The sequence below is a fragment of the Streptomyces geranii genome (genome assembly GCF_002954775.1).
Lineage (GTDB): Bacteria > Actinomycetota > Actinomycetes > Streptomycetales > Streptomycetaceae > Streptomyces > Streptomyces geranii.
This window is the reverse complement of sequence record NZ_PJME01000011.1, coordinates 1-23,293: the sequence shown is the minus strand read 5'-3', so window position 1 is coordinate 23,293 and position 23,293 is coordinate 1. Positions and strand designations below refer to the sequence as shown.

22 protein-coding genes are annotated in these 23,293 nt (G+C 70.6%); 16 read left to right on the top strand and 6 right to left on the bottom strand.

From position 1 onward, the window contains the following. Positions 1–14 precede the first annotated feature (14 nt). Entirely contained in the window at positions 15–1,175 is a 1,161-nt protein-coding gene (locus CW359_RS17340; protein ID WP_105970859.1) for an NADH-quinone oxidoreductase subunit D, read from the top strand. A gap of 35 nt (positions 1,176–1,210) precedes the next feature. Here CW359_RS17340 and CW359_RS17335 read toward each other — a convergent pair whose 3' ends face one another. Further along, positions 1,211–2,203: an SAM-dependent methyltransferase gene (locus CW359_RS17335; RefSeq protein ID WP_105970858.1), complete on the bottom strand. Its 993-nt coding sequence runs from the start codon at positions 2,201–2,203 to the stop codon at positions 1,211–1,213. 131 nt (positions 2,204–2,334) lie between these two features. On the opposite strand from CW359_RS17335, the gene CW359_RS17330 reads away from it, so the two are divergent. Together CW359_RS17330 and CW359_RS17325 are read left to right on the top strand one after the other, a co-directional pair. Further along, a complete protein-coding gene (locus CW359_RS17330) occupies positions 2,335–3,537 on the top strand; it encodes a sensor histidine kinase (protein WP_105970857.1) in 1,203 nt (400 codons plus the stop codon). A gap of 53 nt (positions 3,538–3,590) precedes the next feature. After that, positions 3,591–4,262 (top strand): response regulator transcription factor, encoded by a 672-nt coding sequence (locus CW359_RS17325; protein ID WP_105970987.1) that lies wholly within the window; start codon positions 3,591–3,593, stop codon positions 4,260–4,262. Between the two features lie 377 nt (positions 4,263–4,639). Here CW359_RS17325 and CW359_RS17320 read toward each other — a convergent pair whose 3' ends face one another. Both CW359_RS17320 and CW359_RS17315 read right to left on the bottom strand, forming a co-directional pair. Beyond that, on the bottom strand, positions 4,640–5,740 hold the full coding sequence (locus CW359_RS17320) for a DUF5937 family protein (protein WP_105970856.1): 1,101 nt from the start codon (positions 5,738–5,740) through the stop codon (positions 4,640–4,642). A gap of 47 nt (positions 5,741–5,787) precedes the next feature. After that, the gene (locus CW359_RS17315) at positions 5,788–6,969 is read right to left on the bottom strand and encodes a threonine aldolase family protein (protein WP_105970855.1); all 1,182 of its coding nucleotides are present in this window, start codon (positions 6,967–6,969) and stop codon (positions 5,788–5,790) included. A 194-nt stretch (positions 6,970–7,163) separates the two neighbouring features. On the opposite strand from CW359_RS17315, the gene CW359_RS17310 reads away from it, so the two are divergent. The 10 genes from CW359_RS17310 to CW359_RS17265 all read left to right on the top strand — a co-directional run bounded on the left by CW359_RS17310 (position 7,164) and on the right by CW359_RS17265 (position 15,390). Further along, complete coding sequence (locus CW359_RS17310; protein WP_105970854.1) at positions 7,164–8,117, top strand: Rossmann-like and DUF2520 domain-containing protein; 954 nt, start codon at positions 7,164–7,166, stop codon at positions 8,115–8,117. Further along, positions 8,114–9,136, top strand: coding sequence for a pantoate--beta-alanine ligase (gene panC, locus CW359_RS17305; RefSeq protein ID WP_105970853.1), 1,023 nt, complete (start codon positions 8,114–8,116; stop codon positions 9,134–9,136). Before CW359_RS17310 ends, panC begins: the two co-directional genes overlap by 4 nt. Further along, positions 9,133–10,887 (top strand): L-aspartate oxidase, encoded by a 1,755-nt coding sequence (locus CW359_RS17300; protein ID WP_105970852.1) that lies wholly within the window; start codon positions 9,133–9,135, stop codon positions 10,885–10,887. The genes panC and CW359_RS17300 overlap by 4 nt, the downstream gene beginning before the upstream one ends. Before the next feature lie 5 nt (positions 10,888–10,892). Next, positions 10,893–11,879, top strand: a complete 987-nt coding sequence (gene nadC, locus CW359_RS17295) for a carboxylating nicotinate-nucleotide diphosphorylase (protein ID WP_105970851.1) — start codon at positions 10,893–10,895, stop codon at positions 11,877–11,879. A gap of 10 nt (positions 11,880–11,889) precedes the next feature. Next, a complete protein-coding gene (locus CW359_RS17290; protein WP_105970850.1) occupies positions 11,890–12,687 on the top strand; it encodes a type III pantothenate kinase in 798 nt (265 codons plus the stop codon). A 171-nt stretch (positions 12,688–12,858) separates the two neighbouring features. Then, entirely contained in the window at positions 12,859–13,485 is a 627-nt protein-coding gene (locus tag CW359_RS17285) for a hypothetical protein (RefSeq protein ID WP_105970849.1), read from the top strand. Positions 13,486–13,554: 69 nt separating this feature from the next. Continuing rightward, on the top strand, positions 13,555–13,746 hold the full coding sequence (locus tag CW359_RS17280; protein ID WP_105970848.1) for a hypothetical protein: 192 nt from the start codon (positions 13,555–13,557) through the stop codon (positions 13,744–13,746). Between the two features lie 102 nt (positions 13,747–13,848). Beyond that, complete coding sequence (locus tag CW359_RS17275) at positions 13,849–14,271, top strand: BlaI/MecI/CopY family transcriptional regulator (protein ID WP_232838440.1); 423 nt, start codon at positions 13,849–13,851, stop codon at positions 14,269–14,271. A gap of 9 nt (positions 14,272–14,280) precedes the next feature. Next, positions 14,281–14,814 carry an amino-acid N-acetyltransferase gene (locus CW359_RS17270; protein WP_105970846.1) on the top strand — a complete coding sequence of 178 codons (534 nt, stop codon included), beginning with the start codon at positions 14,281–14,283 and terminating at the stop codon, positions 14,812–14,814. A gap of 240 nt (positions 14,815–15,054) precedes the next feature. Continuing rightward, positions 15,055–15,390, top strand: coding sequence for a histone-like nucleoid-structuring protein Lsr2 (locus CW359_RS17265; protein WP_105970845.1), 336 nt, complete (start codon positions 15,055–15,057; stop codon positions 15,388–15,390). On the opposite strand, the gene CW359_RS17260 is transcribed toward CW359_RS17265, so the two are convergent. Then, positions 15,369–15,998, bottom strand: coding sequence for an SCO3374 family protein (locus CW359_RS17260; protein ID WP_105970844.1), 630 nt, complete (start codon positions 15,996–15,998; stop codon positions 15,369–15,371). The two genes, CW359_RS17265 and CW359_RS17260, sit on opposite strands and share 22 nt — an antisense overlap. Before the next feature lie 440 nt (positions 15,999–16,438). Here CW359_RS17260 and CW359_RS17250 point away from each other — a divergent pair, with 440 nt between their 5' ends. Continuing rightward, the gene (locus CW359_RS17250; protein ID WP_105970843.1) at positions 16,439–18,964 is read left to right on the top strand and encodes an ATP-dependent Clp protease ATP-binding subunit; all 2,526 of its coding nucleotides are present in this window, start codon (positions 16,439–16,441) and stop codon (positions 18,962–18,964) included. Between the two features lie 75 nt (positions 18,965–19,039). Here CW359_RS17250 and CW359_RS17245 read toward each other — a convergent pair whose 3' ends face one another. After that, complete coding sequence (locus CW359_RS17245; RefSeq protein ID WP_105970842.1) at positions 19,040–19,687, bottom strand: HAD family acid phosphatase; 648 nt, start codon at positions 19,685–19,687, stop codon at positions 19,040–19,042. A gap of 482 nt (positions 19,688–20,169) precedes the next feature. On the opposite strand from CW359_RS17245, the gene CW359_RS17240 reads away from it, so the two are divergent. Beyond that, positions 20,170–20,760, top strand: coding sequence for a M23 family metallopeptidase (locus tag CW359_RS17240; protein WP_105970841.1), 591 nt, complete (start codon positions 20,170–20,172; stop codon positions 20,758–20,760). A 24-nt stretch (positions 20,761–20,784) separates the two neighbouring features. Here the strand turns inward: CW359_RS17240 and CW359_RS17235 are convergent, their stop codons facing one another. Continuing rightward, the gene (locus CW359_RS17235) at positions 20,785–21,369 is read right to left on the bottom strand and encodes a TetR/AcrR family transcriptional regulator (protein ID WP_105970840.1); all 585 of its coding nucleotides are present in this window, start codon (positions 21,367–21,369) and stop codon (positions 20,785–20,787) included. A gap of 168 nt (positions 21,370–21,537) precedes the next feature. On the opposite strand from CW359_RS17235, the gene CW359_RS17230 reads away from it, so the two are divergent. Next, positions 21,538–23,130, top strand: a complete 1,593-nt coding sequence (locus CW359_RS17230) for an MDR family MFS transporter (RefSeq protein WP_105970839.1) — start codon at positions 21,538–21,540, stop codon at positions 23,128–23,130. Positions 23,131–23,293 lie beyond the last annotated feature (163 nt).

The window sequence follows — 23,293 nt, the reverse complement described above, 5'->3', positions numbered from 1 at the left end:
GCCAGACTGTGTCCATGAGTCTCACGACGGGTCCCACGGAGACCGTGGTCGGGGTCGGCGGCGCGGCGGAGAGCACCGACATGGTGCTCAACATCGGGCCCCAGCACCCGTCCACGCACGGCGTGCTGCGGCTGCGGCTGGTGCTCGACGGCGAGCGGATCCAGCACGCGGAGCCGGTGATCGGCTACATGCACCGGGGCGCGGAGAAGCTCTTCGAGGCGCGCGACTACCGGCAGATCATCATGCTGGCCAACCGGCACGACTGGCTGTCGGCGTTCTCCAACGAGCTGGGCGTGGTCCTCGCCGTGGAGCGGATGCTCGGCATGGAGGTCCCCACGCGCGCGGTGTGGACGCGCACGCTCCTCGCCGAGCTGAACCGCGTCCTCAACCACCTGATGTTCCTGGGCTCGTACCCGATCGAGCTGGGCGCCATCACCCCGATGTTCTACGCCTTCCGGGAGCGCGAGGAACTCCAGAACGTCATGGAGGAGGTCTCCGGCGGGCGCATGCACTTCATGTTCAACCGCGTGGGCGGCCTCAAGGAGGACCTTCCGGCGGGCTGGTCCACGCGCGCGCGTGCCGCCGTCGCCTCCGTGCGCTCCCGTATGGACCGCTTCGACGACCTGGTCCTCGGCAACGAGATCTTCCGGGGCCGCACGCGCGGCGTGGGCGTGCTGAGCGCGGAGGCCGTGCACGCGTACGGCGTCAGCGGGCCCATCGCGCGCGCGTCGGGCGTGGACTTCGACCTGCGCCGGGACGAGCCGTATCTGGCGTACGGGGAACTCCAGGACACCCTGAAGGTGGTCACCCGGCGGGAGGGCGACTGCCTCGCCCGTTTCGAGTGCCTCCTGGAGCAGACCCACAACGCCCTCGACCTGGCCGACGCCTGCCTCGACCGGCTCGCCGAGCTGGAGCCCGGCCCGATCAACCAGCGGCTGCCGAAGGTCCTGAAGGCGCCCGAGGGGCACACGTACGCGTGGACCGAGAACCCCCTCGGCATCAACGGCTACTACCTCGTCAGCAAGGGCGAGAAGACCCCGTACCGGCTGAAGCTGCGCTCGGCGTCCTTCAACAACATCCAGGCGCTCACCGAACTGCTGCCCGGGACGCTCATCGCGGACATGGTGGCGATCCTGGGGTCGCTGTTCTTCGTGGTCGGGGACATCGACAAGTAGCGCTCACCTCTCGGTGCCGGGTCATCGGTACCGGGTCATGGGAGGAGCGGGTCGGCGATGCCCACCGGCTCCACCAGCCACCCGAAGTCCCCGAGCCCGCCCCTCGCCGTCAGCTCGGCGGCCTCCGAGGCGCCCGCCAGGGCCCGTACGTACGCCGTGGGGTCCGTGGACGCCAGGGACAGCGGCGGGCGCCCTCCGGCCACCCCCAGGGCGTGCAGGGCCGCCCGCTGGGTCAGCAGGCGGGCTGCCGGGCCCGCGCAGGCGTCCAGGGCCACATGGGCCGTCAGGTCGCAGGAGCCGTCCGGCACGGGCGCCGTCTCCCGGCCGGACCGGAAACCGGTGAGCGTCCCGAAGGGCGGCCGGGCGGCGGCCGGGTGCGCGTAGTCCACGGCTACCGCGAGACCGCGCTCGACGGTGGCCCGGGCGGCGGCCCAGGCGGTGTCCCTGGGGAGCCCGATCTCGGCCCGCGTCCCCGGCTCCGGCGGCAGCGGCCACCACCGCGACAGCCACTCCGCTTCCGCCCCGGCGACCGGCTCCCCGAGCCGCTCGGTGCCGTCCCGTCGTACGAGGACCAGGCGCGGTACGCCCGCCCCGTCGACCTCCGCGACCTCCACGGGGACGTTGTCCAGCCACTCGTTCGCGAACAGCAGCCCGGTGACACCGCCCGGGGGCTCCGCCAGCCACTCGACGCGGGGATCGACGTCCACGGGGCGGTCGGCCAGCTCGACTGCGTACCCACGCGCGCGTGCCGCCACTTCCGGGGGCAGGGCCCTGAGGACGCCGGTGACGAGTTCGCCCCGGCCCGCGCCCATGTCGACGAAGGCGAGCGACGCGGGGCGGCCCAGCGCCTCGTCGACCCGGCACAGCAGGCGGGCCACGGCGGCGGCGTAGAGCGGCGACGCGTGGACGGACGTACGGAAATGCCCGGCGGGACCCTCGGGCCGCCGGTAGAAGCCCTGTGGGCCGTACAGCGCCTCCTGCGCCGCCGCCCGCCAGCCACACCACTCGCCCGCCGTTTCCTCAGCCACGGGGCCAGGCTAGGGCGCCGACCCCCGCCGCCCAGGGGACGGGGTCTCCACCTTGGGGAGTACGCCGGGGCGTTGCGGATCGACCCTCCGGTTGACCCCTGCACACATTCCGCATCCCTACTCTGGGTTACGTGCAACGCGTCTATGACTTCCTCCGCAGACACCCGACATGGGTCGACGGCTTCTGGGCCGTCTGCCTCGTCGGGATCACACTGATGGGCGGAGCCGTCCAGGGCGAGCACCAGGGAACCGACTCCCCGGTGGCGATCGTCGTGGTGACGCTGCTGCTGTGCCTGGTGATCGCCCTGCGGCGGCGGGTGCCCGAGCGGATGCTCGTACTGGCCGCCGTGGTCGGGCTGGCGCAGCTGGTGGTGGACGTAGAGCCGTTGCCCGCGAACTTCGCCATGCTGGTGATCGTCTACACGGTCGCCGTGAGCGGGCCCCGCTGGGCCTCGCGGTTCGCGCTGATCGGCGGCCTGTGCGCGGCCCCCATGGCCCAGCTGCGCTGGCCGGAGGAGCAGACCAGCACCGCGGGCAATCTCGCCCTGGTGGTCTTCCTGGCGGTGCCCTTCGCCCTCGCCTGGGTGCTCGGCGACTCGCTGCGCACCCGCCGCGCCTACTTCGCCCAGCTGGAAGAGCGCGCCGCCCGGCTGGAGAAGGAGCGCGAGGCCCAGGCCAAGGTGGCCGTCGCCGCCGAGCGCGCCCGGATCGCCCGCGAGCTGCACGACGTCGTCGCGCACAACGTCTCCGTGATGGTGGTCCAGGCCGACGGCGCCGCCTACGTCCTCGACTCCGCCCCCGAGCAGGCGCGCAAGGCCCTGGAGACCATCTCCGGCACCGGCCGCCAGGCCCTCGCCGAGATGCGCCGGCTGCTCGGCGTACTGCGCACCGGCGAGCACAAGGAGGGCGGCGAGTACGTTCCGCAGCCCGACGTCGAACAGATCGACGACCTGGTGGAGAAGTGCCGGGGCGCCGGTCTCCCCGTCGACTTCAAGATCGAGGGCACCCCGCGCCCGCTGCCCAGCGGCGTGGAGCTGACGGCGTACCGCATCGTGCAGGAGGCCCTCACCAACACGCGGAAGCACGGCGGTCCGAACACCGGAGCGAGCGTGCGCCTGGTCTACTTCGACGACGGCCTCGGCCTGCTTGTCGAGGACGACGGCAAGGGCGCCCCGCACGAGCTGTACGAGGAGGGCGGCGCCGACGGACAGGGGCACGGCCTGATCGGCATGCGGGAGCGGGTCGGCATGGTGGGCGGCACCCTGGACGCGGGCCCGCGCCCGGGCGGCGGCTTTCGCATCAGCGCCCTGCTGCCGCTGAAACCCGCCCACTGACACGTGCACGTTCGATATGAGTGTGCATGTTCGATCTACCGGAGGACCCCGCCATGCTCATCCGCGTGATGCTCGTCGACGACCAGGTGCTGCTGCGCACCGGGTTCCGGATGGTGCTCGACGCCCAGCCGGACATGGAGGTCGTCGCCGAGGCGGGCGACGGCGTCGAGGCACTCCAGGTGCTGCGGGAGACCGAGGTCGACGTGGTGCTGATGGACGTCCGCATGCCGAAGCTCGACGGGGTGGAGACCACCCGGCGCATCTGCCAGGGCGAGGACCCGCCCAAGGTGCTCATCCTGACCACCTTCGACCTCGACGAGTACGCCTTCTCGGGGCTGAAGGCGGGCGCGTCCGGCTTCATGCTCAAGGATGTGCCGCCCGGCGAACTCCTCACCGCCATCCGCTCCGTGCACAGCGGCGACGCGGTCGTCGCCCCCTCGACGACCCGCCGCCTCCTCGACCGCTTCGCACCCATGCTGCCGAGCACCGGCAAGCAGCCCCAGCACAAGGAGTTGGACCGCCTCACCGACCGCGAGCGCGAGGTGATGATCCTGGTCGCCCAGGGCCTGTCCAACGGCGAGATCGCGGCGCGGCTGGTCCTGTCGGAGGCGACGGTGAAGACCCATGTGGGCCGCATCCTGACCAAGCTGGGGCTGCGGGACCGGGTGCAGGTGGTTGTGCTCGCGTACGAGACGGGGCTGGTGCGGGCGGGCGGGGGCGGCTGAGCGCGGCTCGCGGGTGCGGTGGCGGTCCCCTGGAGCGGGGGTGCCTGCCGCCGGTTCACGGAGGGCGGTCCGGCCCGTGGTCGGCGTGAGCCGGGTCCGGGTCCGGGTCCGGGTCCGTGCACCGGGCGTAGGACTTCTGCGCCGCAGCCCACGGTGAGGCAGGTCGGCGGCGGTCCGGTGGTCCCGGCGACGAGGAGCCCGGCGGCGGGAGATCCCTGGCAGCGGGGTACGGTGCCGCAGCCCGCAGCCCGCAGCCCGCGCGTGGGCTGGACCCGTCGCCGTCGGCGGTGCTGACGGGTGGCTCTGCCCAGGTGGTCGTGGGCGGCTCGCGGCAGCACCGTGGTGCGTGGTGCCGGAACGGCCGGTCCGGGTTTTCGCTATCTGAGGATGCCCTCCAGGAAGTCGCTGCCCAGGCGGGCCACCATCGTCACGTCCAGCTGGTGCAGGACGTACTTGCCGCGGCGGCGGGTGGTCGTCAGGCCCGCCTTGCGCAGGACGCTGAGGTGCCGGGATATCTCGGGCGCCGTCATGTTGTGCGTGCGGGCCAGCTCGGTCGTCGTGAACGAGCTGCGGGCCAGCTGGCGGCAGAGGCGGATGCGGACCGGGTGGGACAGTGCCGTCAGCCGCAGGCCCAACTGCTCGACCGAGGGCGGGGCGGCGAGTTCGGGCGAGCCCGCCGGGTAGTGCAGGACCGGCTGCCAGCCGTACCGGTGCAGGACCATCAGGTGCGGCCAGCCCAGGCTCGTCGGGACGAGCAGGAGGCTGCCCGCGGCCGTGGTGTGGCCGTTGCCCAGCTTGTCGACCGTGATCCGGCCTGCGGCCTCGTCCAGCGTCACCGCGGACGACACCGAAGCCAGCGCCTCCGACAGGCCCTTGTGGCGCAGGAGGTCCGTCTTGTGGCGGGCGTCCGCCGTGAGCTGGGGGTGCAGCCGGGACCAGGTCTCCGCGAAGAAGGCCTCGTCGCAGTCGGCCAGCAGCTGCCGCAGCCAGGTGCGGATCCTGGGCGGGTCGTCCAGCAGCCGCCGGGTGAACCTGACCTGGAGGGGGCCGCGGCTGACGGCCAGGTCGAGGGCCCGCTGCCGGGCCCTGGGGTCGGCGAGCGCGCCCGCGCCCTGCTCGTCGTACGGCAGCGCGCAGGTGAACTCCAGGCAGGCGTCCACGAACTGTTCGTCCGCCAGCCGGTCCAGCTGGTCGAGTTCCCCGGTGAGTGTGCCGGCGGGCAGCGTGCCCGTGCCGAGGCCCGCGAACGGCAGGAACACGTCCGAGAACGTGGAGCGCCACAGGAAGTCCGCCTCGCACATCCGGTCGGCCAGATGCGGATCCAGGCCGGCGGTCACGCCCGTCGCCCAGCCCTGCAGCCGGGGGTGGTGCCCCGACTCGGTCAGCGCGTGCAGCGCCATGCCCAGCTCGGCCAGGGGCGAGGGCACGACGGCGATCTGCTCCCGCCCCAGCCCGCACACGTCGATGCTCACGCTCATGCAGCCATGGTGCACCCCACCACTGACAACGCCCCCGGCGAAGGCGCCTACAGCCGGGCCACGAACTCCGTCACCGCCGCCTTCACGTCGTCCGCCGTCCACTCAAGACCCGTGGCACGCACGAACACCTCGGTGACCGCGATCCCCGGACCGCCCCGGCCCCACTCGTTGGCGAACAGCAGGGTCCCCGTCTCCTCGCCCTGCCGGACGGCCGTCTCGGCGGCCACCTCGTGGTCGTACGGCAGCCAGACCTGGAACTCGTTGGTGTGCGGCACCTCCGGGTGTACGCGCGCCCACGGCATCCCGGCCGCCGCGAACCCCTCGCGCAGCGCGGCGGCGACCACGCGCGCGTGGGCCACGTACTCCGGCAGCCGGGGCAGCTCGCGGTCCAGGCCGATCAGGGCCGACAGGGCGGTCGGGAACTGCTGGAAGACCGCGCCGCCGTACCGGTGCCGCCAGGCCTTCGCCTCCTCGACCAGGGTCCTGGGACCGGCCAGCGCGGCACCGCCGTAACCGTCGAGGGACTTGTACAGCGACACGTAGACGCTGTCCGCGAGGCCCGCGATCTCGTCCAGGGGGCGGCCGAAGTGGGTGGTCGACTCCCACAGGCGGGCCCCGTCGAAGTGCACCACCGCGTCCCGCTCCCGTGCCGCCTCGACGACCTCGGACAGCTCCTCCCAGGTGGGCAGCACGAAACCGGCGTCCCTGAGGGGCAGTTCCAGCATCAGCGTCCCGAAGGGCTCGTCGAAGTCGCGCACCTCGGCGGCCGTCGGCGGCCTCGGCTCGTCCGTCAGCCGCAGCGGGCGCAGTCCGCTGACCGTGCTGAACGCGTTCCGCTCGTGCAACTCAGGGTGGGCGAGGGCGTGCAGGGCCACCGCGGGGTTGCCGGTACGGCCCGCCCAGCAGCGCAGGGCCACCTGCTGGGCCATCGTCCCCGTCGGGAAGAAGGCGGCTGCCTCCTTGCCGAGCAGCCCGGCGACCCGCTCCTCCAGGGTCTCCACGATGCCGCCGCCGTAGATGTCGGACGGCTCGTCCAGGTCGTACGAGTCCGCCGCCCCGTCGAGCAGTGCCAGCCGCTGCCCGACCGTGCCCAGGAACCCCGGGCGGGCCAGGACGCGTTCGGCGGTCCGCAGCACCGCCCGGCGCCGCAGCCGGCGCTCCGCCCTCTGGTCCTGCTCAGCGCCGGGTTCCTCGTCCGGTCGCCCGCCCTCTGCCGCCGTGTCGCTCATGCTCCGGATCATCCCGCGCGCGGGTCGGACGGTCACCCCGATTTCGGCCGGACCCCGTGTGCGGACGGCTCGCGGGTACCCACAGCCTGTGGACAACCGGACGCCCCTCGGACCGATCGCGTTAACATGACGAGAAATCGTCCGGTACATCGTCCGGTACCCCGAGCGGACTGGAACGGGAAGGCCGCCGTCGAGTGAGTACATTCCAACAGCCAGACCCCAGGGACCGCCCCGCGCGACTCACCGTCGGCGTCGTCGGCGCCGGACGCGTGGGCCCCGCCCTCGCCGCGTCCCTGCAACTCGCCGGGCACCGCCCGGTGGCCGTCTCCGGAGTCTCCGACGCCTCCGTCCGCCGGGCCGCCCAACTGCTCCCGGACGTGCCCGTCGTCTCGCCCGCCCAGGTCATGGAGCGCGCCGACCTGGTCCTGCTGACCGTCCCCGACGACGCCCTGCCCGGGCTCGTGGAGGGCCTCGCCGAGACCGGCGCCGTACGGCCGGGGCAGCTGCTCGTGCACACCTCCGGGCGGTACGGCGCGAAGGTCCTGGACCCCGCTCTGCGGGCCGGGGCGCTGCCGCTGGCCCTGCACCCCGCGATGACCTTCACCGGCACCGCCGTGGACGTCCAGCGGCTCGCCGGGTGCTCCTTCGGGGTCACCGCGCGCCCCGAGCTGCGGCTGGCCGCCGAGGCCCTCGTCATCGAGATGGGCGGCGAGCCCGAGTGGATCGCCGAGGAGAGCCGCCCGCTCTACCACGCGGCCCTCGCCCTGGGCGCCAACCACCTGGTCACCCTGGTCGCCGAGTCCATGGAGCTGCTGCGCGCGGCCGGCGTCGACGCCCCCGACCGGATGCTCGGCCCGCTCCTCGGCGCCGCCCTGGACAACGCGCTGCGCTCCGGGGACGCGGCGCTCACCGGGCCCGTCGCGCGCGGGGACGCCGGTACGGTCGCCGCGCATGTCGCGGAGCTGCGCAAGCACTCCCCGCAGAGCGTCGCCGCCTATCTGGCGATGGCCCGCGCGACCGCCGACCGCGCCCTCGCCCACGGCCTCCTCAAGCCGGAGCTGGCCGAGGACCTGCTCGGGGTGCTCGCCGGGGGCACCAACCCGCCCGCGAGTCCCGAGAGCCCCAACAGTGCCGGGGGAGACCGATGAGCAGCCGTTTCTGGGGAATCCTGTCCGACACCGACGACCTCGCGGACGCCCACGCGCACCTCGGGGCGCCCGGACACAACGCCGTCGTCATGACCATGGGCGCCCTTCACGAAGGCCACGCCGCTCTGATCCGGGCCGCTCGCGAACACGTCGGCCCGAAGGGCTTCGTGGTCGTCACCGTCTTCGTCAACCCCCTCCAGTTCGGCCAGGGCGAAGACCTCGACCGCTACCCGCGCACCCTCGACGCCGACGTGAAACTCGCCGAACAGGCGGGCGCGGACGCGGTGTTCGCCCCCTCCGTGGACGAGGTCTACCCGGGCGGGCAGCCCCAGGTGCGGATCAGCGCGGGCCCTATGGGGGAGCGGCTGGAGGGTGCCACCCGCCCCGGGCACTTCGACGGCGTCCTCACCGTCGTCGGCAAGCTCCTCCACCTCACCCGGCCCGACGTCGCCTTCTTCGGGCAGAAGGACGCCCAGCAGCTCGCGATGATCCGCCGGATGGTCCGCGACCTGAACTTCGGCGTGGAGATCGTCGGCGTACCGACCGTCCGCGAGGCCGACGGCCTGGCCCGCTCCAGCCGCAACCGCTACCTCTCCACCGAGGAACGGCGCACCGCGCTCGCGCTCTCCCAGGCCCTGTTCGCAGGCGGCGACCGGCACGCCGCGCAGGAGGCGCTGCGCGCGCGGGCCCGCGAAGTGCCCGCCACGCACGCGCGTGCCCAGGCCCTCAGCGCCATCGGCGAGTCCCGTGCCGCCGCCGACGCGCACGCCGTCGCCAAGGTCCCCGGCGGCAGCCCCGCGGCCGTCCGGGCCGCCGCCCGCCTCGTCCTGGACGACGCGGCCCGCCTCAGACCCCCACTGGTCCTCGACTACCTCGCCCTGGTCGACCCGGCCGACTTCACCGACATCCCGGACGACTTCACGGGCGAAGCCGTCCTCGCCGTCGCAGCCAAGGTCGGGACGACCCGGCTGATCGACAACATCCCTCTCGTTTTCGGAACCCCCGGAGCCGCCTCGTGAGCACCACAGGCCCCACCCCCGGTACCGCCACCGGCATACGGCTGCACGCCCCCGCCCCCGGCTGGGCCCTGACCGCGGACGTCGTGGTCGTCGGCTCCGGCGTCGCCGGGCTCACCGCGGCCCTGCGCTGCGACGCGGCCGGCCTCAAGGCGGTCGTCGTCACCAAGGCCCGCCTCGACGACGGCTCCACCCGCTGGGCCCAGGGCGGCATCGCGGCGGCCCTGGGGGAGGGCGACACCCCCGAACAGCACCTGGACGACACCCTGGTGGCCGGCGCGGGCCTGTGCGACGAGGAGGCCGTACGCATCCTCGTCACCGAGGGACCCGACGCCGTACGACGGCTCATCGAGACCGGCGCCCACTTCGACGAGTCCTCCGAAGGAGGACTGGAGCTGACCCGCGAGGGCGGCCACCACCGGCGCCGGATAGCGCACGCGGGCGGCGACGCGACCGGCGCGGAGATCTCCCGCGCCCTCGTCGAGGCCGTCCGCGCGCGGGGCCTGCGCACGGTCGAGAACGCGCTCGTCCTGGACCTCCTGACCGACGCCGACGGCCGCACGGCGGGCGTCACCCTGCACGTCATGGGAGAGGGCCAGCACGACGGCGTCGGGGCCGTCCACGCGCCCGCCGTGGTCCTCGCGACCGGCGGCATGGGCCAGGTCTTCTCGGCGACCACCAACCCGTCCGTGTCCACGGGAGACGGTGTCGCCCTGGCGCTCCGCGCGGGTGCCGAGGTCAGCGACCTGGAGTTCGTCCAGTTCCACCCCACGGTGCTCTTCCTGGGCGCCGACGCCGAGGGCCAGCAGCCGCTCGTCTCCGAGGCGGTACGCGGTGAGGGCGCCCATCTCGTCGACGCCGACGGCGTGCGCTTCATGACCGGCCAGCACGAACTCGGCGAACTCGCGCCCCGGGACATCGTCGCCAAGGGCATCATGCGCCGCATGCAGGAGCAGGGCGCTGAGCACATGTTCCTGGACGCCCGGCACTTCGGCGCCCACATGTGGGAGACCCGCTTCCCGACGATCCTCGCCTCCTGCCGAGCCCACGGCATCGACCCGGTCACCGAGCCCGTCCCGGTCGCCCCCGCCGCCCACTACGCCTCCGGCGGCGTCCGCACCGACTCCCGGGGCCGTACGACCGTCCCCGGCCTGTACGCGTGCGGCGAGGTCGCCTGCACCGGCGTCCACGGCGCCAACCGACTCGCCTCCAACTCGCTCCTGGAGGGCCTGGTCTACGCCGAGCGCATCGTCGCCGACATCACCGAGGCCCACGCCGGGAACGGCCTCCACGCGCGCGTGCCCGCACCCGTCCCGCACCCCGAGAAGCCCGCGCACCCGCTCCTCGAACCCGAGACCCGCTTCACGATCCAGCGCATCATGACCGAGGGCGCCGGCGTCCTGCGCTCCGCCGCCTCCCTGGACACCGCCGCCGAGGCCCTCCAGCGGCTGCACACCGACGCCCGCGGTGCCCTCGACGAGAACGGCAAGACCGCGGAGCCCGGCGTCGACACCTGGGAGGCCACCAACCTCCTGTGCGTGGCCCGCGTCCTGGTCACCGCCGCCCGCCTCCGCGAAGAGACCCGGGGCTGCCACTGGCGCGAGGACCACGCCGAGCGCGACGACACCGCCTGGCACCGCCACATCGTCGTACGGCTGAATCCCGACCGGACGCTGGCCGTACACACCACCGACACCGCAGACTTCCCCCCGACCCGGCCGCATCAGCCGGAGCACCGTCCCCAGGAGCAGTGACAGACGTGAGCACCCCCGACCTTCCCCTCGCCCAGAGCGGCGGCTGCGGCGACGGCTGCGCCTGCGGCGCCGACCCCGACATGGCGGACGAGGTGTACCTGGAGTGCGGCCTCGATCCCGCACTCGCCGCCCTCCTCGCCGACGCCGGCCTCGACCCCCTTGAGGTCGAGGACATCGCCAACGTCGCCATCCAGGAGGACCTGGACGGCGGCGTCGACGTGACGACCGTCGCGACCATCCCCGAGGAGGCCCGCGCCACCGCCGACTTCACCGCCCGCGAGGGAGGCGTCGTCGCAGGCCTCAGGATCGCCGAGGCGGTCGTCTCCGTGGTCTGCACCGACGAGTTCGAGGTCGAGCGGCACGTCGAGGACGGCGACCGCGTGGAGGCGGGCCAGAAGCTCCTGTCGGTCACCACCCGCACCCGCGACCTCCTGACGGCCGAGCGCAGCGCGCTCAACCTCCTGTGCCGCCTCTCCGGCATCGCGACCGCCACGCGCGCGTGGGCGGACGTCCTGGAGGGCACCAAGGCCAAGGTCCGCGACACCCGCAAGACGACCCCCGGGCTGCGCTCCCTGGAGAAGTACGCGGTCCGCTGCGGCGGCGGCGTCAACCACCGCATGTCCCTCTCGGACGCGGCCCTCGTCAAGGACAACCACGTGGTCGCCGCCGGCGGCGTCTCCCAGGCCTTCAAGGCCGTACGGGACGCCTTCCCGGACGTACCGATCGAGGTCGAGGTCGACACCCTGCACCAGCTGCGCGAGATCGTCGACGCGGGCGCCGACCTGATCCTCCTGGACAACTTCACCCCCGGCGAGTGCGACGAGGCGGTCGCGGTCGTCGACGGTCGCGCCGTCCTGGAGGTGTCGGGCCGGCTGATCCTCAAGAACGCCAAGGAATACGCCGACACAGGGGTCGACTTCCTGGCGGTCGGCGCCCTCACCCACTCCTCGCCGATCCTCGACATCGGTCTCGACCTGCGAGCGGCGGAGTAGGTACAAGGCCATGCTGCTGACCATCGACGTGGGAAACACGCACACCGTCCTCGGGCTCTTCGACGGCGACGAGATCGTCGAACACTGGCGCATCTCCACGGACGCGCGCCGTACCGCCGACGAACTCGCGGTCCTCCTCCAGGGCCTCATGGGCATGCACCCGCTCCTCGGCGACGAGCTGGGCGACGGCATCGACGGCATCGCCATCTGCGCGACCGTGCCGTCGGTGCTGCACGAGCTGCGCGAGGTGACGCGGCGCTACTACGGCGATGTGCCCGCGGTACTGGTCGAACCCGGCGTGAAGACGGGCGTACCGATCCTCACCGACAACCCCAAGGAGGTCGGCGCGGACCGCATCATCAACGCGGTAGCGGCGGTCGAGCTGTACGGGGGTCCCGCGATCGTCGTCGACTTCGGTACGGCGACGACGTTCGACGCGGTGTCCGCGCGCGGGGAGTACGTGGGCGGGGTGATCGCGCCGGGTATCGAGATCTCGGTCGAGGCGCTGGGCGTGAAGGGCGCCCAGCTCCGCAAGATCGAGGTGGCCCGGCCCCGGGCGGTGATCGGGAAGAACACGGTCGAGGCGATGCAGGCGGGGATCATCTACGGGTTCGCCGGGCAGGTGGACGGTGTGGTGACCCGGATGGCGAAGGAGCTGGCGGAGGATCCGGACGATGTGACGGTGATCGCTACGGGTGGGCTGGCGCCGATGGTGCTGGGGGAGGCGTCGGTGATCGACGAGCACGAGCCGTGGCTGACGTTGATCGGGCTGAGGCTGGTGTACGAGCGGAACGTGTCCCGCATGTGAGTCCCCCCGCCGCGCTCGTTCAGCGCGATACGGGGGTTCGGGGGCGAGGAATGTTCGTTTCGCACCGCCAGGTGGGTGGCTTCCTGTTGGATACCCCCTTTCCGATGCCGAGTTTGTCTGATTAGCGCGTATCGTCGCCGCATGCCCACGCCATTCGGATCTCGCGGCGGCATGGCGTTCGGTGCGGAGGAGCTGCGTGTGCTCCGCCGTGCTCTCGCCCTCGCCCTCCACCCCGGCCCCGCCTCCGCGGAGGACGTCCAGGACTGTCTCCGGCTCGCCGAGTCCGTCGACGAGGCGACGCATGAGGCGGCCCGGCTGCGGGCCTTCCTCGTGGCCGACCTCGCCCGCTACCGTGCCGCCCTCCCCGGCACCGCCGCCGGCTACCTCACGCTCCTGGAGGAGGCCCTGGGCGCCGGGTACCGCCCGCACCCGGACGACCTCGCCGCCCTCCGCGCCCTGCGCGGCAACCCGGCCGCGGCGGCCCTCCTGGACCGCTGTCTGCGCCACGCGGAACGGGACGTACGGGCCCGGCTGGGCGCCAGGGTGACCGGCCGCGCGCCGGTCGCGCCGACCGTGCCCGCCTCCCGTACCCGGCTGCTGGCCCTGCCCGGCGGTCTCGCCACCCAGGAGCCCGGCCGCAGGCCCGGCGAGAAGCCCGCGGAGAAGCCGCACGAGCGCCCCGCTCCCGCGCCCGCCGCCCCCAAGCCCGACCGGCCCATCCCCACCCCCGGCGAGGTCTTCCCGCGCCGCAAGCCGAGCCCGCCCGCGAATCCCCCGCAGCAGCTCGCCGCGGGCTGAACCGAGCACGACCCCACAAAGGCCCGGGCCCCCGCCCGGGCCTTTCGGCGTGCTGGATACCCTGGGCCCATGGACTACGTCTCCGCGCTCGTGCCCCCGGTAGTGATGGCCGCGCTCTTCATCGGTGTGATCGTGACGATGGTCAAGAGCCAGGGCGGTGCCAACAAGGCCAAGGAGGACGCCGTCGTCGACGCCACCCTCGCCCGCGCCGAGCAGACCCGGCAGGCCACGCAGGACGCGCAGGAGCGCCCCGCCTCGTAGAGGTTTGAGCAGGTAAGCGCACGTCCATCGCGCTATTCACCCTTTCTCCCACTACTGTGCTGAGTTGTGCCTCGCCCATTGGGAGAACTCGAAGACGCGGTCATGACGCGGGTGTGGAAGTGGAACCGCCCGGTCACCGTTCGAGAAGTCCTGGAAGACCTTCAGCAGGAACGGTCCATCGCGTACACCACGGTGATGACCGTTTTGGACAATCTCCATCAGAAGGGCTGGGTCCGTCGCGAGGCGGAAGGCCGGGCCTATCGATATGAGGCGGTCTCCACCCGGGCCGCCTACGCGGCGGCGCTGATGAACGACGCGTGGTCGCAGAGCGACAACCCCGCCGCCGCTCTCGTCGCGTTCTTCGGCATGATGAGCGAAGAACAGCGGCTGGACCTCAGGGATGCCGTTCGCATCGTCCAAGGGCCGGAACAGGCAGAACCAGCCGAACGGCCCGAGCGGGCGGAAGTCGCGGAACATACCGCCTACGAGAACCCCGCCTCGGCCCAGGGCCGCACCGGGCGATAGCGTCCGCTCATGTCAGCGACGCGCCCCGAAGTCACAGCGAAAGCCATCACCGTCCGGCGGGCCAGGACCAGCGATGTCCAGGCCGTACGCGGACTCCTTGACTCGTTCGTCCGGGGCCGTATCCTGCTCGACAAAGCGACGGTGACACTTTACGAGGACATCCAGGAGTTCTGGGTCGCCGAACGCGACGACAACGGCGAGGTCGTGGGGTGCGGAGCTCTCCACGTGATGTGGGAAGACCTCGCCGAAGTCCGCACTCTCGCGGTGAACCCGGACCTGAAGGGTTCCGGTGTAGGGCATCAGTTGCTGGAGAAGTTGCTGCAGACCGCCCGCTGGCTCGGCGTTCGGCGCGTTTTCTGTCTGACCTTTGAAGTGGACTTCTTCGGGAAGCACGGCTTCGTGGAGATCGGTGAGACGCCCGTTGACACCGATGTCTACGCCGAGCTACTGCGTTCCTATGACGAGGGTGTCGCGGAGTTCCTCGGTCTCGAACGAGTGAAACCGAACACCTTGGGCAACAGTCGGATGCTTCTGCATCTGTGATCGGGCATCCGTGATCGGGCATCGGCAATTCCTGTGGGCCGCCTGCCCAGGTTCCCTATGTCCGAAACGCGCACGTTTCCGGTCGGGGGAAGGGCGGCCGGTCTCTCCCGGGGGTTTGTGTTTTTCCGGCAAAAGCGGTTTGCTTTCCGACGTACTGCAGTACTGCATATAACAGGGGATGCGAAACAGCGGCGCTCGCCGCAGGCATCGGCTCCCACGTTATCGATGAAAGGAAATCCGGTGGCACAGAAGGTTCAGGTCCTTCTTGTCGACGACCTCGACGGCGGCGAGGCGGACGAGACCGTGACGTTCGCGTTGGACGGCAAGACGTTCGAGATCGATCTCACGACTGCCAATGCTGACAAGCTTCGTGGTCTTCTCGAGCCTTACGTGAAGGGCGGACGCCGTACCGGTGGCCGTGCTTCGGGTGGGCGTGGAAAGGCGCGTGTCGCTTCCGGCGGCAGCCAGGACACCGCGCTGATCCGTGCTTGGGCGAAGGAGAACGGTCACGACGTCAACGACCGCGGCCGTGTTCCCGCGACCATTCGTGAGGCTTACGAGAAGGCCAACGGCTGAGCGCTCACGCGCCGCAGTCGGATGCGATGGCATTGCGTCGCCAGCGTGTCCACCAGCCGTACGAGATCGGGGGTGCCTCCGGTGCCCCCCAGGGCCGACATCGTCGGCAGCGGGATTTCCGTCCCGCGCCTTGTTTCAGGGGGCCGCAGCCAGACAGCGGCCCCCTGCGGATTTGGCGGACCGGTACGCCCCGCGGGGCGGTCCGCGACGACGGGCGGCCCCGGCGGCCGGGGCGCCTCGATCCGGCCGCCCGCGCCGATCGCCCGCAGATCCGCCGCGAGCCCGCCCCACTCCAGCCAGTCCAGCAGCCCCGGCAGCTCGTCCGCACTCCCCGCCGCGACCAGCAGCAGCAGCCGGTCCCCGCACCGGGCCACCGGGAAAGCCGCCGCCCGCCGCTGCCCCGGGTGCCGCAACGCCGCCAGGCCCGCCTCGGCCGGCACGTCCAGGACGTCGAAGCAGGGGCCGACGGCCAGCCGCAGCGGAATCCCCGCCGAGCCGGAACCGGGCACTGTCGGCCATCCCAGTTCGTTCTCGTACCAGTGCCGTACGTCATCGACGCCGTCGTCCGGATCGAGCGGGCGGCGCGGAAGGGGGACCGTGGGAACCATGCGAAGCCAACCGCCGCGAAGGGCCGCGAGTTACGCTGGGTTCCCTTGCGGATGCGCGGAGTTCCGATTTCGGGGACGCCCGGAGCTGTTCGGCGGCGCAAGGTTGTTCGCCCGTAGCGGAGGGAACCGGTGCATCCGGCATGGAGTGTCAGTCCGTACGGGTAAGACATCCCTAGTGGGAGGGGGCGACACGCAGAAAAGGCCGTCTCACGTTCGCCATCGGCGTACTGATAGTGAGGGTAACTGCCTGGCCTGCGGGAACATCGTCTCGCACGATCGGGTTGGAGCATATGTCGGCGTACGGGGTCAGGAGGCTGTGTTGGTTCTCGGTCCGGTGTCGGCAGTTGGAATGAGCGGTCCCCGCTTGCGGGACTAAGCTGCGGAAGGACAGGGAGGGGAGCGTCCCCTTACTGCCTGACCGCTCTGAGGAGCGATTAACGATGTTCGAGAGGTTCACCGACCGCGCGCGGCGGGTTGTCGTCCTGGCTCAGGAAGAAGCCCGGATGCTCAACCACAACTACATCGGCACCGAGCACATCCTCCTGGGCCTGATCCACGAGGGTGAGGGTGTCGCCGCTAAGGCCCTGGAGAGCCTCGGGATTTCGCTCGAGGCGGTCCGCCAGCAGGTGGAGGAGATCATCGGGCAGGGGCAGCAGGCCCCGTCCGGGCACATCCCCTTCACCCCCCGTGCCAAGAAGGTCCTGGAGCTGTCGCTCCGCGAGGCCCTTCAGCTGGGCCACAACTACATCGGCACGGAGCACATCCTGCTCGGCCTGATCCGTGAGGGCGAGGGCGTCGCCGCCCAGGTCCTGGTCAAGCTGGGCGCAGATCTCAACCGGGTGCGGCAGCAGGTCATCCAGCTGCTCTCCGGTTACCAGGGCAAGGAGACCGCCACCGCCGGCGGCCCCGCCGAGGGCACCCCCTCGACGTCCCTGGTCCTCGACCAGTTCGGCCGGAACCTCACCCAGGCGGCTCGTGAGTCCAAGCTCGACCCGGTCATCGGGCGCGAGAAGGAGATCGAGCGGGTCATGCAGGTGCTGTCCCGCCGTACGAAGAACAACCCGGTCCTCATTGGTGAGCCCGGCGTCGGCAAGACCGCCGTCGTCGAAGGTCTCGCCCAGGCGATCGTCAAGGGCGAGGTGCCCGAGACCCTCAAGGACAAGCACCTCTACACCCTGGACCTCGGCGCGCTGGTCGCCGGCTCCCGCTACCGCGGTGACTTCGAGGAGCGCCTGAAGAAGGTCCTCAAGGAGATCCGCACCCGCGGCGACATCATCCTGTTCATCGACGAGCTGCACACGCTCGTGGGTGCGGGTGCCGCCGAGGGCGCCATCGACGCGGCTTCGATCCTGAAGCCGATGCTGGCCCGCGGTGAGCTGCAGACCATCGGTGCGACGACCCTGGACGAGTACCGCAAGCACCTTGAGAAGGACGCGGCCCTTGAGCGCCGCTTCCAGCCGATCCAGGTGGCGGAGCCTTCCCTCCCCCACACGATCGAGATCCTCAAGGGCCTGCGCGACCGGTACGAGGCGCACCACCGTGTCTCGATCACCGACGAGGCCCTGGTGCAGGCGGCGACGCTCGCCGACCGCTACATCTCGGACCGCTTCCTGCCGGACAAGGCGATCGACCTCATCGACGAGGCCGGTTCCCGGATGCGCATCCGCCGGATGACCGCGCCGCCGGACCTCCGCGAGTTCGACGAGAAGATCGCCGGCGTCCGCCGCGACAAGGAGTCCGCGATCGACTCGCAGGACTTCGAGAAGGCCGCCTCTCTCCGCGACAAGGAGAAGCAGCTCCTCGCCGCGAAGGCCAAGCGGGAGAAGGAGTGGAAGGCCGGCGACATGGACGTCGTCGCCGAGGTCGACGGCGAGCTGATCGCCGAGGTCCTCGCGACCGCGACCGGCATCCCGGTCTTCAAGCTGACCGAGGAGGAGTCGTCCCGCCTGCTGCGCATGGAGGACGAGCTCCACAAGCGGGTCATCGGCCAGAAGGACGCCGTCAAGGCGCTCTCGAAGGCGATCCGCCGTACGCGTGCCGGTCTGAAGGACCCGAAGCGCCCCGGTGGTTCGTTCATCTTCGCCGGTCCGTCCGGTGTCGGTAAGACCGAGCTGAGCAAGGCCCTGGCCGAGTTCCTCTTCGGTGACGAGGACGCGCTGATCTCCCTCGACATGTCGGAGTTCAGCGAGAAGCACACGGTCTCGCGGCTCTTCGGTTCGCCCCCCGGCTACGTGGGCTACGAAGAGGGCGGCCAGCTGACGGAGAAGGTGCGGCGCAAGCCGTTCTCGGTGGTCCTCTTCGACGAGGTCGAGAAGGCCCACCCGGACATCTTCAACTCGCTGCTGCAGATCCTGGAGGACGGTCGCCTGACCGACTCCCAGGGCCGGGTCGTGGACTTCAAGAACACGGTCATCATCATGACGACCAACCTCGGCACGCGGGACATCTCCAAGGGCTTCAACCTGGGCTTCGCGGCCTCCGGTGACAAGAAGTCCAACTACGAGCGCATGAAGAACAAGGTCTCGGACGAGCTCAAGCAGCACTTCCGCCCCGAGTTCCTCAACCGAGTCGACGACGTCGTCGTCTTCCCGCAGCTCACCCAGGACGACATCCTCCAGATCGTCGACCTGATGGTCGGCAAGGTGGACGAGCGCCTCAAGGACCGGGACATGGGCATCGAGCTGTCCCAGGCCGCCAAGGAGCTGCTGTCCAAGAAGGGTTACGACCCTGTCCTGGGCGCGCGTCCGCTGCGTCGCACGATCCAGCGGGAGATCGAGGACACGCTGTCGGAGAAGATCCTCTTCGGCGAGCTGCGCCCCGGTCACATCGTGGTCGTCGATGTGGAGGGCGAGGGCGAGACCGCTGCCTTCACCTTCCGCGGCGAGGAGAAGTCGGCACTGCCCGACGTCCCGCCGATCGAGCAGGCGGCCGGCGGTGCGGGGCCGAACCTGAGCAAGGAGGCGTGACCCTCCGGGGTTGAGCCCAAGAAAGGGGCCGGTGCTTTCCAGCACCGGCCCCTTTCGTATGCCCGATGGGGTGACCTACGACAGCTGGCCGTCGTAGTCCGGGAGCTTGTACGTCTTCTCGGCGTGGCCGCCCGACAGGTCGGTGGCGCTGTTGCCGATGTTGGCGATGATCGTGTAGCCCTTCGACTCGATGTCGACGCGCTGCGCGGTCTTGTAGTCGGCCACGTTCTTGAAGAGGTCGATCAGGTTGCGGACGTACAGCCCGGTGACGTTGTAGCCGACGTACGTGAGGTTGTACTTCGTCAGGGCCTTGATGATGTCCGGGCGCGCGGTCACGAAGAAGAGGGCGACGCCGTGCTGCTGGGCGTACTGGGCGACCTTCAGGACGGGCGCGTTGGCCGGCGACGGGTAGCTGAAGCCGAAGTCGGTCTCCAGGGTGGTGTTGTCGATGTCGAAGACGATCGCCTGCTTCTCACCCGCCGACGCGGCGGCGATGCGCTGCTTGAGGTAGGGCAGCGCCTGGTCCATCACGGCCTGGCAGTCCGCCTGCCAGGTGGCGTAGTCGACGTCCTCGGCGGCTGCGGCCGTCGACACGGACGCGGTGGCGGCCGTGGTGGTCGCCGCCTGGGCGACGCCGGGCCCGGTCAGGGTGACCGCTGCGACGGCGGCGACGGCGGTCAGACCGATACGGCGGGTCCAGGGCGTCCAGGAACCTGTTGTCATCGGGGTGGGGGTCCTCTCACGTGGGTCCGTGCGGTGCCGGGGACTGCGGATGTCAGCAGATGTCAGGGGCATGCTTGCGGGAGTGAGTGGCGCTTGCGGGAAGGGAACATTACTCACGGGTAGCGGCGAGATGCCAGTAGCCGGAGCGGGTTTATTTCGGCTCGGGACCGGGGTGGCGTGGGTCCCATTGCGCGCGTCACAGTCGTGCGTCTGCGGGCCTGTGGGCCAGTGACATGACGCATAGGTGAAATGTCCGTTACTAAGGCGGTTAGTGAGTGACTGGGCGCGTGGAGGGTGGTTTGTGCGGTGCGGCGGCTTCGTTCGCTTTGTCAATAAGTGGGTAAATTTATAGTTAACTACTACCTTGTGTCGTAGGGCAGGGGTTTGGGGATGGGTGGGGGCCGGGGGTACCAAGGGGTTTCCCATCCGGCAGCGTCGCCTGTGCCGGATGGTTTTTCTGTCCCCGTCCCCATGAGGTTCCGATGATCCAGCGCGCCACCACCACCCGTGTCTCCCGTATCTCCGTTCTGGCCGCAGGGCTCGGGGCGTCGGTCGTGCTGGGCGCGACCGGGGTCGCCGCAGCCGCCGAGACCGGTACGACGAGTGCCGCGCAGGTGCAGACCGTCGCCGCGAAGGCCGCTGCCAAGAAGGCCGCCTCCTGGGTGGACCCGGTCAAGAAGTACACGCTCAGCGCCAGCTTCAACCAGGCCGGCAACATGTGGTCGTCCACCCACTCCGGCCAGGACTTCGCCGTACCGAGCGGCACCAAGGTCGTCGCCGCGCACGGCGGTACGGTCGTCAAGGCCGGCGGCAACGGCGCCGGTGACGGGTCCGCGTACGGCAATGCCGTCGTGATCAAGCACGGCAACGGGACGTACTCGCAGTACGCCCATCTGTCGAAGATCAACGTGAAGGTCGGCCAGGTCGTGGCCACCGGGCAGCGGATCGCCCTGTCCGGCAACACGGGCAACTCCAGCGGGCCGCACCTGCACTTCGAGATCCGTACGACCGCGAACTACGGCTCGGCCGTCGACCCGGTGGCGTTTCTGCGGGCCAAGGGTGTGACTGTCTGACGAAGGGGTGGGGGCGCGCTGCCGTTACGGCTGGTCCGTGCCCCCGTGGGCCTGGGTGACCAGGCCGATCGCGACCTCCAGTACGGCCTTGCGCTTCTCGTCCGCGTCGCCCGCGAGGTCCTGGAGCACGAACATCCCCGCGTGCAGCGTGAACATCGCGCTGACGCAGCGGACCTGGTCGACCAGGGGGGCGTCCGGGTCGATGATGATCTCCCGCATGTCGAGCATCCGCGTCTTGAACATGTCGCCGATGCTCAGATCCCGTACCGTCGCCTGGTTCTCCTGCATGAAGCGGAAGAGCGGCGCCGCCTCGGACAGGGCCTCGCTGTAGCGGCGTACGATCTCCTGCTTCGTGGCCAGGGTGTGCGGCTGCCGCCTGCCCCAGTCGATGAGGTCCTGGATCGGCTTCGTCAGGTCCTCGAAGAGGCTGACGATGATCTCTTCCTTGGTCTTGAAGTGGTAGTAGAGCGCCGCCTTCGTGACGTCGAGGCGTTCGGCGATCTCCCGCAGCGAGGTCTTCTCGTAGCCCTGTTCGGCGAAGAGTTCGAGCGCCACGTCCTGGATGCGCTGGCGGGTGTCCCCGCGGCGGCGCTGCTTGGTGCGGTCCATTGCTCGTACTCCTGCTTCTCGGCGCGTGCTTCTCAACGCGCTGGTGAGTGCCCTTGGGACAAAACTTACTTGACGCCCGGCTAGTTACGGGTCTAGCTTCCCCAGTGTAGTCAACTTGCCGGGCGGCAAGTAAGTACGAGTGCACGAGCACGTGGGGGAGTGGGAGCCATGGCGGACACACAGACAGACGCGGGGGCCGGGGAACCGGCTGAGAAACAGCCGAGGAGCGTGCGGGTCGTCCTGCTCGCGCTGATGATCACGATGATGCTGGCGATGCTCGACAACATGATCGTCGGCACCGCGATGCCGACGATCGTGGGTGAACTGGGCGGGCTGGAGCATCTGTCCTGGGTCGTGACGGCGTACACGCTGGCGACCGCCGCCTCCACTCCGCTGTGGGGCAAGCTCGGTGACATGTACGGCCGCAAGGGCATCTTCATGTCGTCGATCGTGCTCTTCCTGATCGGCTCGGCGCTGAGCGGTATGGCCCAGGACATGGGGCAGCTGATCGGGTTCCGCGCGGTGCAGGGGCTCGGGGCCGGCGGTCTGATGGTCGGCGTCATGGCGATCATCGGTGACCTGATCCCGCCCCGGGAGCGGGGCAAGTACCAGGGCATGATGGCCGGCGTCATGGCCCTCGCGATGATCGGCGGACCGCTGATCGGCGGCACCATCACCGACCACTGGGGCTGGCGCTGGGCGTTCTACATCAACCTGCCGCTCGGGGTCGTCGCGCTCGCCGCGATCAGCGTGGTCCTGCATCTGCCGAACAAGCGGGCGCAGGCGCGGATCGACTACCTCGGCGCGGGGCTGCTGACCGTGGGCATCACCTCGATCGTGCTCGTCACCACCTGGGGCGGTACGGAGTACGCGTGGACGTCCGCCCGCATCATGGAGCTGATCGGGATCGGCGTCGCGGCTCTCGTCGGCTTCGTCTTCTGGCAGACCAAGGCGCCCGAGCCGGTCGTCCCGCTGCACATCTTCCGCAGCAGGAACTTCACCCTGATGTCCGTGATCGGGTTCATCACCGGGTTCGTGATGTTCGGCGCGACGCTGTTCCTGCCGCTGTACCAGCAGTCCGTGCAGGGCGCGTCCGCGACCAACTCGGGCCTGCTCCTCCTCCCGATGCTCGGCGCGATGCTGGTCACCTCGATGGTGGCCGGGCGGGTGACCACGAACACCGGGCGGTACAAGGTGTTCCCGGTGGTCGGCAGTGTGCTGATGGTCGTCGGCCTGTACCTGCTGTCGACGATGGACACGGGGACCTCGCGGTTCGCCTCCGGGGTGTTCATGGCCGTGGTCGGGCTTGGCATGGGCTGTCTGATGCAGATCACCATGCTGGTCGCGCAGAACAGCGTCGAGATGAAGGACATGGGCGTCGCGTCCTCGTCCACCACGCTCTTCCGTACGTTGGGTTCGTCGTTCGGCGTCGCGATCATGGGGGCGCTGTTCAACAACCGGGTGCAGGAGGTCATGGTCGAGCGGGGCGGGGCGCTGGGGTCGAAGGTGACCGAGCAGTCGGCGCAGCTGGATGCGGCGAGTCTGGCGAAGTTGCCGGAGGCGGTGCGGGAGGCGTATCAGCACGCGGTGTCGGCCGGGACGCACTCGGCGTTCCTGCTGGGGGCTGTGGTCGCGGTGTCGGCGGTGGTGGCGGCGGTGTTCGTGAAGGAGGTTCCGTTGAAGGGGGCGGGGCCTGAGAAGGGGGACGAGGGGGCGGGGCCGGGTTCGGTTCGGGCGTCGTCTGTGGTTGAGGCGGTCTGACGGGGTTTCCTCGCCCCCGCCGCCCCTACCCGTTCCCATCCTTCTGGGGGCTGCGCCCCCAGACCCCCCTTTGTCCTCAAACGCCGGACGGGCTGAAAGACCTAGCCCGTCCGGCGTTTGAGGACGAGGCCGTCAAGGCCGATCCACCCCCCACCCACCCCCG

Bases quoted from the DNA above. Each gene is read 5' to 3' on its own strand.
- CW359_RS17340 (WP_105970859.1), top strand. From the start codon at position 15: ATGAGTCTCACGACGGGTCCCACGGAGACCGTGGTCGGGGTCGGCGGC.
- CW359_RS17325 (WP_105970987.1), top strand. From the start codon at position 3,591: ATGCTCATCCGCGTGATGCTCGTCGACGACCAGGTGCTGCTGCGCACC.
- CW359_RS17320 (WP_105970856.1), bottom strand. From the start codon at position 5,740: ATGAGCGTGAGCATCGACGTGTGCGGGCTGGGGCGGGAGCAGATCGCC.
- CW359_RS17315 (WP_105970855.1), bottom strand. From the start codon at position 6,969: ATGAGCGACACGGCGGCAGAGGGCGGGCGACCGGACGAGGAACCCGGC.
- panC (WP_105970853.1), top strand. From the start codon at position 8,114: ATGAGCAGCCGTTTCTGGGGAATCCTGTCCGACACCGACGACCTCGCG.
- CW359_RS17290 (WP_105970850.1), top strand. From the start codon at position 11,890: ATGCTGCTGACCATCGACGTGGGAAACACGCACACCGTCCTCGGGCTC.
- CW359_RS17285 (WP_105970849.1), top strand. From the start codon at position 12,859: ATGGCGTTCGGTGCGGAGGAGCTGCGTGTGCTCCGCCGTGCTCTCGCC.
- CW359_RS17280 (WP_105970848.1), top strand. From the start codon at position 13,555: ATGGACTACGTCTCCGCGCTCGTGCCCCCGGTAGTGATGGCCGCGCTC.
- CW359_RS17275 (WP_232838440.1), top strand. From the start codon at position 13,849: ATGACGCGGGTGTGGAAGTGGAACCGCCCGGTCACCGTTCGAGAAGTC.
- CW359_RS17270 (WP_105970846.1), top strand. From the start codon at position 14,281: ATGTCAGCGACGCGCCCCGAAGTCACAGCGAAAGCCATCACCGTCCGG.
- CW359_RS17260 (WP_105970844.1), bottom strand. From the start codon at position 15,998: ATGGTTCCCACGGTCCCCCTTCCGCGCCGCCCGCTCGATCCGGACGAC.
- CW359_RS17250 (WP_105970843.1), top strand. From the start codon at position 16,439: ATGTTCGAGAGGTTCACCGACCGCGCGCGGCGGGTTGTCGTCCTGGCT.
- CW359_RS17245 (WP_105970842.1), bottom strand. From the start codon at position 19,687: ATGACAACAGGTTCCTGGACGCCCTGGACCCGCCGTATCGGTCTGACC.
- CW359_RS17240 (WP_105970841.1), top strand. From the start codon at position 20,170: ATGATCCAGCGCGCCACCACCACCCGTGTCTCCCGTATCTCCGTTCTG.
- CW359_RS17235 (WP_105970840.1), bottom strand. From the start codon at position 21,369: ATGGACCGCACCAAGCAGCGCCGCCGCGGGGACACCCGCCAGCGCATC.
- CW359_RS17230 (WP_105970839.1), top strand. From the start codon at position 21,538: ATGGCGGACACACAGACAGACGCGGGGGCCGGGGAACCGGCTGAGAAA.